The following is a 12,540-nucleotide window of genomic DNA, read 5'->3' as shown; positions in this document are numbered from 1 at the left end:
GTCACTTGTTCTCCTCGGTACGGGCGGGGGCGGCGGACAGCGCGGTGTCGGCGCCGCCGAGCAGCAGGTAGAGCACGGCCATGCGGATGGAGACGCCGTTGGCGACCTGCTCGACGACCGTGCAGCGGTCGGAGTCGGCGACCTCGGCGGTGATCTCCATGCCGCGGACCATCGGGCCGGGGTGCATGACGACGGCGTGCTCGGGCATCTTCGCCATCCGCTCGCCGTCCAGGCCGTAGCGGCGGGAGTACTCGCGCTCGGTCGGGAAGTAGGCCGCGTTCATCCTCTCGCGCTGCACACGCAGCATCATCACCGCGTCGGACGTCGCCAGCACGTCGTCGAGGCTGTAGCTGACGTCGCAGGGCCACTGCTCCACGCCCACGGGCACGAGGGTGGGCGGGGCCACCAGGGTGACGTGCGCGCCGAGGGTGGTGAGCAGGTGGACGTTGGAGCGGGCGACGCGGCTGTGCAGGATGTCGCCGACGATCGTGATGCGGCGGCCTTCGAGGTCCCGGCCGAGCCCGGCCTCGGGGCCGACGAGGCGGCGGCGCACCGTGAAGGCGTCCAGGAGGGCCTGGGTGGGGTGCTCGTGGGTGCCGTCCCCGGCGTTGACCACGGCGCCGTCGATCCAGCCGGAGGTGGCGAGCCGGTAGGGCGCGCCGGAGGCGCCGTGCCGGATGACGACGGCGTCGGCGCCCATCGCCTCCAGGGTGAGCGCGGTGTCCTTCAGGGACTCGCCCTTGGAGACGGAGGACCCCTTGGCGGAGAAGTTGATGACGTCGGCGGAGAGCCGTTTGGCGGCCGCCTCGAAGGAGATGCGGGTGCGGGTCGAGTCCTCGAAGAAGAGGTTGACGACGGTACGGCCGCGGAGGGTGGGGAGCTTCTTGATCGGCCGGTCCGCGACCCGGGCCATCTCCTCGGCGGTGTCGAGGATCAGGACGGCGTCGTCGCGGGTGAGGTCGGCGGCCGAGATGAGGTGACGCTTCATCTGGGGTTCTCCGGGTGGCTGGAGGGAGTTTCAGGCATGCGGGCGCGCGGGAGCCGCCGTACGGCCCTCACGGGCGTACGGGAGGGTTCGGGCTACCGCGGGTCCGCGGGGGCGGCCTGCTTGACGCCGAGCAGGACGGCGTCACGGCCGTCCTCCTCGGCGAGCTGCACCTTGACCGTCTCCCGCAGCGACGTGGGGAGGTTCTTGCCGACGTAGTCGGCGCGGATCGGGAGTTCCCGGTGGCCGCGGTCGACGAGGACCGCGAGCTGCACCGCGCGGGGGCGGCCGATGTCGCCGAGGGCGTCGAGGGCGGCGCGGATCGTGCGGCCGGAGAAGAGCACGTCGTCGACGAGGACGACCAGGCTGCCCTCGATCCCCTCGCCGGGGATCTCGGTGCGGGCCAGGGCGCGCGCCGGGCGGAGCCGGAGATCGTCGCGGTACATGGTGATGTCGAGCGATCCGACCGGGGTCTTCCGGCCGGTGATCTGTTCGAGCTTGTCGGCCAGCCGGCGGGCGAGGAAGACGCCCCGCGTCGGGATGCCGAGGAGCACCACGTCGTCGGCGCCCTTGGCGCGTTCGACGATCTCGTGGGCGATACGGGTCAGAACACGGGCGATGTCGGGGGCCTCGAGAACGGGGCGCGCCGCGTTGCCGGTGTCGTCGTGCTGTGCGTCCATGGGTAACGGACCTCCTTCTCCGCCTCACGGGACGGATCGTTAAAGGACGTCGAAATTGCGTCATCCACGCTACCAGGGCTTGCGTTCGGCCCTGGCACCGCCCCCGGGAGGCAGCCGGTCCGGACCATTCGGCTTGACGCATCCAAGTCACGCTGCGTAACCTCACAGTGAGTTACCAGCCACGCGGCGGAGCCGCACACTGTTCCAGCGTCCGGGGAGCCATATGTCCAGCGAATACGCAAAACAGCTCGGGGCCAAACTCCGTGCCATCCGCACCCAGCAGGGCCTCTCCCTCCACGGCGTGGAGGAGAAGTCCCAGGGCCGCTGGAAGGCCGTGGTGGTCGGTTCGTACGAGCGCGGCGACCGCGCCGTGACCGTGCAGCGCCTCGCCGAGCTGGCGGATTTCTACGGGGTTCCGGTCCAGGAGCTGCTGCCCGGCACGACGCCGGGCGGAGCCGCCGAGCCGCCGCCGAAGCTCGTCCTCGACCTGGAGCGCCTCGCCCACGTCCCGCCGGAGAAGGCCGGTCCGCTGCAGCGCTACGCGGCGACCATCCAGAGCCAGCGCGGTGACTACAACGGCAAGGTGCTCTCGATCCGCCAGGACGACCTGCGCACCCTCGCCGTGATCTACGACCAGTCGCCGTCCGTGCTGACGGAGCAGCTCATCAGCTGGGGCGTGCTGGACGCCGACGCGCGCCGCGCGGTCTCCCACGACGAGAGCTGAGCCAGCGGGGCGGAAGCCTCCGCGCAGAAACGTGCCGCCGTGCGGGCGGGGCCTTCGGGCCCCGCCCGCACGGCGTTCTCGTGCCCGCACGGCCGCCGGAAGCCCCGAAGGACCCGCGATCGGGAGACCGCGGGTCCTTCGGGGCGTTCGTGCGACCGGACCGTCGCCGCCGGGGCTACTGAGCCCGGCGGAGGTTCGGCTTGAGGTCCTTGAAACGGGCCAGCAGGCCGTTCACGAAGGACGGGGAGTCATCGGTGGAGAACTCCTTGGCGAGCTGGACGGCCTCGTCGATCACCACGGCGTCCGGGGTCTCGTCCAGCCAGATCAGTTCGTACGCACCGAGCCGGAGGATGTTCCGGTCGACGACCGGCATGCGGTCGATCTCCCAGTCCACGGCGTAGGTGACGATGAGGTCGTCGATCCGGTCCGCGTACTGCGCGTACCCCTCGACGAGCTCCATCGTGAACTCCCCGACCGGCGGCTGACGGTCGTCGGTCCGCGAGAGCCGTACCCAGTCCGCGAGGACGCTCTGCACGGACTCGCCGCGCTGGTCGGCCTCGAAGAGGATCTGGAAGGCGCGCTTGCGGGCCTTGTTCCGGGCGGCCACGGTTAGCTGTTCACCCGGCCGAGGTAGTCGCCCGAGCGGGTGTCGACCTTGATCTTCTCGCCGGTGGAGATGAAGAGCGGCACGCCGATCTCGTAACCGGTCTCCAGGGTGGCGGGCTTGGTGCCGCCGGTGGAGCGGTCGCCCTGGACGCCCGGGTCGGTGTGCTGGATCGTCAGCTCGACGGCGGCGGGCAGCTCGACGTAGAGCACCTCGCCCTCGTGCTGCGCGACCGAGGCGGTGAAGCCCTCGATGAGGAAGTTGGCGGCGTCACCGACGGCCTTGCGCTCGACCATGAGCTGGTCGTAGGTGTCCATGTCCATGAAGACGAAGTACTCGCCGTCCATGTACGAGAACTGCATGTCGCGCCGGTCGATGGTGGCCGTCTCGACCTTGACGCCGGCGTTGAACGTCTTGTCGACGACCTTCCCGGAGAGCACGTTCTTGAGCTTGGTGCGCACGAAGGCAGGGCCCTTGCCGGGCTTGACGTGCTGGAACTCGACGACGGACCAGAGCTGGCCTCCGTCGAGCTTGAGCACCATGCCGTTCTTGAGGTCGTTCGTGGAAGCCACGGTTGCGGAATCTCCTGGACTGAAGCTGGTGGAACGACCGAGGATCCGCGCTAGAGCGCGAGCAGCTCCTTGGTCGTCATGGTGAGTAGCTCGGGTCCGCCGTCCGCCTCGGGGCGCACGACGAGCGTGTCATCGATCCGGACACCGCCCCGGCCCGGGAGGTGGACCCCCGGTTCGACGGTGACCGGCACACAAGCGTCCAGTTTACCCATGGCTGTCGGTGCCAGTTGCGGGTCCTCCTCGATTTCGAGCCCCACCCCGTGGCCGGTCCTCGGCTGGAGGCCCTCTCCGTACCCCGCCGTCTCCAGCGTCTGGCGGGCCGCGCGGTCCACCTCGCGGTAGGCGGCGCCCGGCGCGAGCGCCTCCCTGCCCGCCCGCTGAGCGGCGAAAACGAGGTCGTACAGCTCGATCTGCCACTCGGCGGGGGCGGTGCCGATGACGAAGGTACGGCCGATCTCGCAGCGGTAGCCCCGGTAGCTCGCGCCGAGCCGCACGGAGAGGAAATCGCCCTCCTCGACCCTGCGGTCCGAGGGCCGGTGGCGCCCCTGGCCCGAGTTGGGGCCGGTGCCCACGGAGGTCGCGAAGGCGGGGCCGTCCGCGCCGTGGTCGACCAGACGGCGCTCCAGTTCGAGGGCGAGGTGCCGCTCGGTGCGGCCGACGAGGATCGATTCGAGGAGTTCGCCGAGGGCCTGGTCGGTGATCTCGGCGGCGATCCGGAGGCAGCCGATCTCCTCCTCGTCCTTGACGATCCGCAGCTGCTCCACGGTGCCGCCCATGTCGGCGAGGGCCAGGCGCGGGGCCGCCTGTGCCATGGCCCGGTGCCGGGCCACGGTCAGATCGTGCTCCTCGACGGCCAGCGACTCCGCTCCGGAGGCCGCGGCGAGCCCCGCGGCGGCGACCACCGGGTCCCCGTCCGGGCCGGGCAGCAGATCGACCCTGAGCGCCTCGTCGGGCCGCCCGTGGGCGGCCTCGCCGACCGGGGCGCGGGGGCAGAGCAGGACGTCCTCGCCGGGGCCGAGCAGCAGCACGGCGCCGGGGGGCGCTCCGCCCGCCAGGTAGCGGACGTTGGCGGGGCGGGAGACCAGGGCGGCCGCCGCGCCGGCGGCGGCGCACCGGTCCCGGAGCAGCCCGCGTCGGACGGCGTGCACCTCAGACATGGTCCGAGCGTACGAGCGGGGGCGGCGGCCCGCCCGGCGGGCGCATCCGACCGGGGCATCGCCCGCGGCGGCCCGGAAGGACGACGGAGAGGGGGCGGGGAAGGGCGTCGGGCGGCCGGTGGGCGGGACGGGCGCGCCCCGAGGACCCGGCGGGCCGCACGGGGGCTCCGGACGGCTACCAGGCGGGCGGGCTCGCGATGGACCGGGCCAGCACGTCGTCCAGGACGCGGGCGGTGGTCTCGACGTCGTACGTGGAGTTGTCGATGATCGGGAGCCCGGAGCCGTACCAGCCGGCCATCCGGCCGTGGATGCGGGCGACCTCCTCGTCGGAGAGCCGGCGGTTGCCGCTGCGCTCCGCGTTGCGCTCCAGGACGACCTCCAGGCCGGGCAGCAGGACCACGGGCAGCAGGCCGGGGCCCACGTGGCGCTTCCAGCCGCCGAGGCCGACGACCGGGCGGTCGGGGAAGACGGCGTCGTCGAGGATGCAGGAGATGCCGTTGGCGAGGAAGTTGCGGGCGGCGAAGCCGCAGGTGCGGCGGGCCAGCCGGTACTGGGCCTCGGAGTGGTCGTTCCAGCCGGCCTGCGGGTCGGCGAAGCCGGAGCGGACCCATTCGCGTACGTCGTCGAGCGAGACGTGGGCCGTGGGCACCCGGCGGCGGGCCGCCCAGAGCTTGGCGACGGTGGTCTTGCCGGCTCCGGCCGGGCCGATGAGCAGGACGGCGAGCGTCGCGCCGCCGGTGCCGGCCTCGGCGGGCGGTGCGGGCAGCGGGACGGGGCCGCCGGGCGGGAGCTGGACGTGCCCGGTGCGGCCGGTCGCCTCGCCGGCGGGGGGTGTGGGGCCGGTGCCGCTCCAGCCCGGTGCGGGGACCTGTCCGGGCGCCGGGGGCTGCGGGGCCTGGCCCGGCGGCGGCGCCTGGCCGTGTGCCGGGGGCTGCGGGGCCGGGGGCGGCGGGGGTATCGGGGGCGGCCCGGGGTGGCCGGGGTGCTGGGCCTGGTACGGCCGTCCGACGTGCCCGATGCCGGGTCCGTGGGGCGGCGGCAGCGGGGCCCCCACTGCGTGCTGCATCCGGTGCCACTCCGTCTCGTAACCGCGACTGACGCTGATGGGAGGGCTACCGTACCCTCCCGGGCCTCCCCGGAGTGAACGGGCCGGGAGGCCGCGACGTGCCCGCCGGCCCGGGGAAAAGGCCGGCGGGCGCCGTCCGGGTGCCGGTCCGTCAGCCCGTCGGTTCGTCGGCCAGGGCCCGCAGGGCGAGCCGGTAGGAGCCGATGCCGAATCCGGCGACCGTCCCCGTGGCCACCGCGGCGACCACGGAGGTGTGCCGGAACTCCTCGCGGGTGTACGGGTTGGAGATGTGCACCTCGATCAGCGGGGCGGTGCGCTGGGCGGCCGCGTCCCGCATGCCGTACGAGTAGTGCGTGAAGGCGCCCGGGTTGAGGACGACCGGAATCGATCCGTCCGCGGCTTCGTGGAGCCAGCGGATCAGCTCGCCCTCGTCGTTGGTCTCCCGCACCTCGACGGCGAAGCCCAGTTCTTCACCGAGGTCCGTGCACGCCTCGACGAGTCCGGCGTAGGACGTGGCCCCGTACACGTCGGGTTCGCGCGAACCGAGACGGCCGAGGTTGGGGCCGTTCAGCACGAGGACCCGGCGGGTCACGCGGAGACCTCCCCGTAGGCGGCGAGCAGCACGGCCGGGTCGGGGCCCTCCAGGACGGTGGGCTTGCCGACGCCGTCCAGGACGATGAAGCGCAGCAGGTCGCCGCGCGACTTCTTGTCGATCTTCATGTTCTCCAGCAGCCTGGGCCACTGGTCGCCGCGGTAGGTCAGCGGCAGGCCCACCGACTCCAGGACGGTGCGGTGCCGGTCGGCGGTGGCGTCGTCGAGGCGTCCGGCGAGCCGGCCGAGCTCGGCGGCGAAGACCATCCCGATGGAGACGGCCGCGCCGTGGCGCCACTTGTAGCGCTCGTTCTTCTCGATGGCGTGGCCCAGGGTGTGGCCGTAGTTGAGGATCTCGCGCAGGCCGGCCTCCTTGAGGTCGCTGGAGACGACCTCGGCCTTGACCCGGATGGACCGCTCGATCAGCTCGGCGGTGTGCGGCCCCGCGAGGGTACGGGCCCCCTCGGGGTCGGCCTCGATCAGGTCGAGGATGACCGGGTCGGCGATGAAGCCGGACTTGATGACCTCGGCCAGTCCGGAGACGTAGTCGTGGACGGGCAGCGACTCCAGCGCGGCGAGGTCGCAGAGCACCCCGGCGGGCGGGTGGAAGGCGCCGACCAGGTTCTTGCCCTCGGCGGTGTTGATGCCGGTCTTGCCGCCGATGGCCGCGTCCACCATCCCGAGCACGGTGGTCGGGACGGCGATCCAGCGGACCCCGCGCAGCCAGGTGGCCGCGACGAATCCGGCGATGTCGGTGGTGGCGCCGCCGCCGATGCCGACGACGACGTCGGTACGGGTGAAGCCGGTCTGGCCGAGCGCCTTCCAGCAGTAGGCGGCGACCTCGGCGGTCTTGGCCTCCTCCGCGTTGGGGAGCTGGATGGCGATGGCCTCGTACCCCTGGTCGGCGAGGTCCTGGCGGACCGCCTCACCGGTCTCGGCGAGGGCCTCGGGGTGCAGTACGGCGACGCGCCGGGCGCGGTCGCCGATGAGCTGGGGCAGCTCGCCGAGGAGTCGGTGGCCGACCAGGACCTCGTACGGGTCGCTGCCCGCCGAGCCTGCTACCTGGATGCGGGTGGGTCCCTGCTGTGTCATGCCGGTGCTCTCCACGCCGGGGGCGGCAGCGCCCTCCGGCAGTTCCAGTGCGTCGATGATCGCCTGGGCGACCTCTTCGGGGGTGTGCTCGTCGGTGGCGACGACGGTACGGGCGACCTCTTCGTACAGGTGGCGGCGGGCGTCCATCAGCTCGCGCCACTGGCGGCGCGGGTTGACCGCGAGCAGCGGGCGGGCGGTGTTGAGCCCGACGCGGCGCACGGCCTCGTCCACGTCCATGGAGAGGTAGACGACCGGACGGCCGGCCAGCAGCTCCCTGGTCGTCCCGTCCAGGACGGCTCCGCCGCCGAGGGAGAGGACGCCGGGGTGTCCGGCGACGGCCGCGGCGACGGCCCGGCGCTCCAGGGCGCGGAAGTGCTCCTCGCCCTCGTCGTAGAAGATCTCCGCGATCGGCTTGCCGGCCTCGGCGACGATGTCCGCGTCGGTGTCCCGGTACGTGGTGCCGAGCCGGGCGGCGAGCAGTTCGCCGACGGTGGACTTGCCGACGCCCATCGGGCCGACGAGGACGACCAGGGGGCCGCTCATCGGATCTGGAGGTGGTCGAGGTACGCCTGCACGTTCCGACGAGTTTCGGCCACGCTGTCGCCGCCGAACTTCTCCGCGACCGCGTCGGCGAGCACCAGGGCCACCATCGCCTCCGCGACGATGCCGGCGGCCGGGACGGCGCAGACGTCGGAGCGCTGGTGGTGGGCCTTGGTGGCCTCGCCGGTGGTGACGTCGATCGTGGCGAGCGCGCGCGGCACGGTGGCGATGGGCTTCATCGCGGCGCGCACGCGCAGCAGCTCACCGGTGGTCAGGCCGCCCTCGGTGCCCCCGGAGCGGCCCGAGGTGCGCTTGATGCCGTCCTCGGTGGCGACGATCTCGTCGTGCGCCTTCGAGCCGGGGACCCGGGCCAGTTCGAAGCCGTCGCCGACCTCGACGCCCTTGATGGCCTGGATGCCCATGAGGGCGGCGGCGAGCCGGGCGTCGAGGCGCCGGTCCCAGTGCACGTGCGAGCCGAGGCCCACGGGCACGCCGTACGCCAGGACCTCGACGACGCCGCCGAGGGTGTCGCCGTCCTTGTGGGCCTGATCAATTTCGGCCACCATCGCCTTGGACGCGTCGGCGTCCAGGCAGCGGACCGGGTCCGCGTCCAGCTTCTCCACGTCGCCGGGGACCGGGACGACGCCGTACGGCGCCTTGGCCGCGGCCAGCTCGACGACGTGGCTGACGATCTCGATGCCCGCGGTCTCCTTGAGGTAGGAGCGGGCGACGGCTCCGAGGGCGACGCGCGCGGCGGTCTCCCGGGCGCTGGCGCGCTCCAGGACCGGGCGGGCCTCGTCGAAGCCGTACTTCTGCATCCCCGCGAGGTCGGCGTGGCCGGGGCGGGGGCGGGTCAGCGGAGCGTTGCGGGCGAGCTGGGACAGTTCGTCGGGGTCGACCGGGTCGGCCGACATGACCTGCTCCCACTTGGGCCACTCGGTGTTGCCGACCATGACGGCGACCGGGGAGCCCATGGTGAGACCGTGGCGCACACCGCCGAGGAAGGTGACCTCGTCCTGCTCGAACTTCATCCGCGCGCCGCGGCCGTAGCCGAGCCGCCGCCGGGCCAGCGCCTCCGCCACCATCTCCGTGGTGACCGGGACGCCGGCGGGAAGGCCCTCCAGCGTCGCCACCAGTGCGGGGCCGTGCGACTCCCCCGCGGTCAGCCAGCGCAACCTGCTCAACGGTGCTCCTCTTGCTCGCGCCCTGCATCCAACGGCGCCACCGGGTGCGCGGCCCTGGCCCGCCGCCCCCGATCCTCCCACGATCCGGGGGGCGGTCCGGCCGCCGGTCCAGCAGACGGACGGGCGGTCCGGTGGGCGGACCCGTCAGCGGGCCGCGAGCGCCGCTTCCCCGGCGTGCCGCACGGCGGACAGCGGCGCCGGGGTCCGGCCCGTCATCTGCTCGACCTGGAGCAGGGCCTGGTGCACGAGGAGGTCGAGTCCGCCGACCACGGCTCCGCCGCGCGCGGACCAGGCGGCCGCGAGCTCGGTGGGCCAGGGCTCGTACAGCACGTCGAAGAGGATCCCCGGGGCCTCGGGGACCGAGCCGGTGAAGGCGTCGGTGGCGCCGGCCGGGGTGGTGGCGATGACCAGCGGCGCGCCGAGCGCCTCGGCGCCGTCCGCCCAGTCGGCGGTCACGACGTCGACCCCGAGCCGCTCGCCCCAGCCCCGCATCTCGGCGGCGCGCTCGGGGCTGCGTACGTACGCCGTGACCGGACCCGCGCAGACCGCGGCGAGCGCGGCCAGGGCGGAGGACGCGGTGGCTCCGGCGCCGAGGACGGCGGCGGACTCCACCTTGTCGACGCCGCGCTCCCGCAGCGCGGCGATCATGCCGGGGATGTCGGTGTTGTCGCCGACCCGGCCCCCGTCCTCGGTGAACACGACCGTGTTGACGGCCTCCACGGAGGCGGCCGTCGCGCTGATCTCGTCGAGCAGCGGGATGACCGCCCGCTTGAGCGGCATGGTCAGGGACAGCCCCGCCCAGGAGGCGTCCAGCCCGTCGACGAACCCGGGCAGCGCCGCCTCGTCGACCTCGAACCGGTCGTAGGACCAGTACTCCAGGCCGAGTTCGGCGTAGGCGGCGCGGTGCAGGACCGGGGAGAGGGAGTGGGCGATGGGCGAGCCGAGGACGGCGGCCCGGCGGGCCTCAACCGAGGGCATCGAACTTTTCCTTGAGCTTGAGGTGCTCGTCGTAGGTCTTGGCGAACTCGGTCTTGTGCTGACCGTCCGTCGCGACGAAGTACAGCCAGCCCTCGGTGGTGGGGTTGAGGGCGGCGCCCAGCGCGTCGGCGCCGGGGTTGCTGATGGGCCCCGGTGTGAGGCCCTTCTGCGTGTAGGTGTTGTACGGGTCCTTGTTGCTGAGGATCTCGGACTCGCCGATCTTGATGTTGCTCTGCTTCTTGAGATAGTTGAACGCGGAGTCGAACTGGAGGAGCTGGTTGGTCTCCGTGTTGGTGGGCTTGAGGCGGTTGTAGACCACCTCGGCCATCTTCCGGAAGTCGTCGTGGGTCTTGCCCTCCACCTGGACCAGGCTCGCCACCGTGATGACCTGCCACGGCCCGTCGAGATCGTGCTTCTTGGCGACGGCTTCCAGGTCGAGCTTGTCGTACTCCTTGTTCGCCCGGGTGACCATGCGCTTCAGCGCGTCCTCGGGCTTGGACCCCTTGGCGACCGGATAAGCCGCCGGGTAGAGGAAGCCCTCCAGCGGGTCCTTGATGTCCGGGTTGTCGTCGGCCCAGTCGGGCAGGCCCAGGGACTCCGCCTTGGTCTTGGCGATCTTCGCCGTGGTGCCCTTCTCCAGCTTCAGCCGCGCGTCGATCTGCTCGTAGATCTTCGCGTTACGGGTCCCCTCGGGGATCACGAACGCGTTCTGGCTCTTCGGGTCGAGCATGAGCGTGATCGCGCTGGCCGCCGACATCTCCTTCTTCAGGAGGTAGACCCCGGCCTGGAGCGACTTGCCCTTCGGGTTGTCGTTCTGTGCCGCGACGAACGCGTCCGAGGACTTGATGACGCCCTTCTTGCGCAGGATGTTGGCGATGTCGTACCCGAAAGCTCCTTCGGGGATCTCGACTTCGACCTGTTCGCCGGTGCCCGATCCCGCGTAGTCGGCCGGGGCGCCGAACTGCTTCTGCCAGAAGCTGTAGCCCACGTACGCCACGCCGCCGAGGCCGCCCACCAGGACGACGGAGACGACCAGGCAGGCGCAGCCGCTGCGGTTCTTCTTCTTGCCCTTGCCGCCCCGGCGCTCGTTGCCGCCGCGGTCGCGGCGCGAGGAGCGCGATCCGTCGTCGTCGGGGTCATCGTCGTCGTCGCGCGGCTCCCGGCCGGCCGGTTCGTCGGCGCCGGTGAAGAAGGGGTGCGTCTCCTCCTGCGGCTGGTCCGGGTCCCAGTCGGTGGACGGCTGCTGTTCCGGCTCCGGCCGCTGCTCGGGCTCGGCCGCGCGGCGGCCCGGGGGCTGCGGCGGGGGGTACGCCTCGGGCGTGCCGTAGTAGTCGTGCGCCGCCTCGTGGCCGCCGGGCTGCTGGGCGTACGGGTCGTGGGGCTCGGCCCCGTACGCCACACCCACCTGCGGTCCGGGGTCCCAGCCGCCGTCGTACTGCGGCTGGGGCCCCGGCTGCTGGGCATACGGGTCGTGCTGGGGCGTTCCGTACTGCTGTTGCTGCGGCTGCTGCCCGTACTGCTGGTTCTGGTGCTGCACGCCGTACGACTGCTGGTCGTAGGACTGCTGCGCGTACTGCTGCTGGTGCTCCTGGGGCGCGTACTGCGGGTGCTGGTACTGCTGGTCCTGGTACTGCTGGGCGTACGGGTCCTGCGGATAGGGCTGCTGCTGGTCGCCGTACTGGCCCTGGCCGTGGGCGGCCTGCCGGCCTTCCCATCCCTGGTCCCCGTACAAGGGGTCCTCGGGATGCCACGGTTCGGAGCCGGAGCCCCGGCCATACTCAGTCATCGATCCCCTAGAGCCGCGAGACGATGTTCCGTCTCTTCGCTTGGCTGAGCGGTGATTTGTTCGAACACCGCCGCATCGCGCGGAACGTTACCGTATCGCGATCAGACAACCACTTCGACGCTCTCGCCGGGGGGGGTGCCTGACGCCCGTTCGGACTCCAGAGCGTTCTGGAGGATCACCACAGCGGCAGCCTGGTCGATGACAGACCGGCCCTTCTTGGACTTCACGCCCGAGGCGCGCATGCCCTGGGCGGCCGTCACTGTGGTCATCCTCTCGTCCACCAACCGCACCGGAACGGGTGCGATCGCGCGGGCGAACTCCTGGGCGAAGGCCCGGACCTTGGCGGCCGCCGGGCCCTCGCCGCCGCCGAGGGAGCGCGGCAGGCCGAGGACGACCTCGATCGGCTCGTACTCCTCGACGAGTGCGCGCAGCCGCCGGTGGGCGGCCGGGACGTCACGTCCCGGCACGGTCTCCACCGGCGTGGCCAGGATCCCGTCGGGGTCGCACGAGGCGACCCCGATCCGGGCGTCCCCGACGTCGACGGCGAGCCGTCGGCCCCGGCGCATCGGCGTCATGTCGCT

The 12,540-nt window shown here is 72.4% G+C and carries 13 protein-coding genes; 1 reads left to right on the top strand and 12 read right to left on the bottom strand.

Translation table 11 applies throughout. The features are described 5' to 3' along the window. Position 1: 1 nt before the first annotated feature. Entirely contained in the window at positions 2-988 is a 987-nt protein-coding gene (locus IF19_RS0111615) for an aspartate carbamoyltransferase catalytic subunit (RefSeq protein WP_030116276.1), read from the bottom strand. Positions 989-1,080: 92 nt separating this feature from the next. Continuing rightward, positions 1,081-1,665, bottom strand: a complete 585-nt coding sequence (gene pyrR / locus IF19_RS0111610) for a bifunctional pyr operon transcriptional regulator/uracil phosphoribosyltransferase PyrR (RefSeq protein ID WP_030116275.1) — start codon at positions 1,663-1,665, stop codon at positions 1,081-1,083. A 223-nt stretch (positions 1,666-1,888) separates the two neighbouring features. Here pyrR and bldD point away from each other — a divergent pair, with 223 nt between their 5' ends. Continuing rightward, positions 1,889-2,389, top strand: a complete 501-nt coding sequence (gene bldD / locus IF19_RS0111605) for a transcriptional regulator BldD (RefSeq protein WP_006123181.1) — start codon at positions 1,889-1,891, stop codon at positions 2,387-2,389. Between the two features lie 175 nt (positions 2,390-2,564). On the opposite strand, the gene nusB is transcribed toward bldD, so the two are convergent. The 10 genes from nusB to ruvX all read right to left on the bottom strand — a co-directional run bounded on the left by nusB (position 2,565) and on the right by ruvX (position 12,534). After that, a complete protein-coding gene (gene nusB, locus IF19_RS0111600) occupies positions 2,565-2,996 on the bottom strand; it encodes a transcription antitermination factor NusB (RefSeq protein WP_030116274.1) in 432 nt (143 codons plus the stop codon). A gap of 2 nt (positions 2,997-2,998) precedes the next feature. Next, positions 2,999-3,565 (bottom strand): elongation factor P, encoded by a 567-nt coding sequence (gene efp / locus IF19_RS0111595; protein ID WP_030116273.1) that lies wholly within the window; start codon positions 3,563-3,565, stop codon positions 2,999-3,001. Positions 3,566-3,615: 50 nt separating this feature from the next. Further along, positions 3,616-4,722 (bottom strand): M24 family metallopeptidase, encoded by a 1,107-nt coding sequence (locus IF19_RS0111590; protein ID WP_030119947.1) that lies wholly within the window; start codon positions 4,720-4,722, stop codon positions 3,616-3,618. 175 nt (positions 4,723-4,897) lie between these two features. After that, positions 4,898-5,788, bottom strand: a complete 891-nt coding sequence (locus IF19_RS0111585) for a Pro-rich N-terminal domain-containing protein (RefSeq protein WP_030195520.1) — start codon at positions 5,786-5,788, stop codon at positions 4,898-4,900. A 151-nt stretch (positions 5,789-5,939) separates the two neighbouring features. Continuing rightward, the gene (locus IF19_RS0111580; protein WP_030116269.1) at positions 5,940-6,380 is read right to left on the bottom strand and encodes a type II 3-dehydroquinate dehydratase; all 441 of its coding nucleotides are present in this window, start codon (positions 6,378-6,380) and stop codon (positions 5,940-5,942) included. Beyond that, entirely contained in the window at positions 6,377-8,014 is a 1,638-nt protein-coding gene (gene aroB, locus IF19_RS0111575) for a 3-dehydroquinate synthase (protein WP_078580523.1), read from the bottom strand. The genes IF19_RS0111580 and aroB overlap by 4 nt, the downstream gene beginning before the upstream one ends. Beyond that, positions 8,011-9,195, bottom strand: coding sequence for a chorismate synthase (aroC, locus tag IF19_RS0111570; RefSeq protein ID WP_030116267.1), 1,185 nt, complete (start codon positions 9,193-9,195; stop codon positions 8,011-8,013). Before aroC ends, aroB begins: the two co-directional genes overlap by 4 nt. Positions 9,196-9,339: 144 nt before the next feature. Continuing rightward, on the bottom strand, positions 9,340-10,173 hold the full coding sequence (locus tag IF19_RS0111565; protein WP_030116266.1) for a shikimate dehydrogenase: 834 nt from the start codon (positions 10,171-10,173) through the stop codon (positions 9,340-9,342). Continuing rightward, positions 10,160-11,959, bottom strand: coding sequence for an endolytic transglycosylase MltG (mltG, locus tag IF19_RS0111560; RefSeq protein WP_030116265.1), 1,800 nt, complete (start codon positions 11,957-11,959; stop codon positions 10,160-10,162). The genes IF19_RS0111565 and mltG overlap by 14 nt, the downstream gene beginning before the upstream one ends. A gap of 101 nt (positions 11,960-12,060) precedes the next feature. Then, a complete protein-coding gene (gene ruvX / locus IF19_RS0111555) occupies positions 12,061-12,534 on the bottom strand; it encodes a Holliday junction resolvase RuvX (RefSeq protein ID WP_030277759.1) in 474 nt (157 codons plus the stop codon). Between the last annotated feature and the right edge of the window lie 6 nt (positions 12,535-12,540).

This window comes from Streptomyces californicus, from assembly GCF_000717645.1.
GTDB classification, from domain to species: domain Bacteria; phylum Actinomycetota; class Actinomycetes; order Streptomycetales; family Streptomycetaceae; genus Streptomyces; species Streptomyces californicus.
This window is presented reverse-complemented; position numbering and strand designations above follow the sequence as displayed.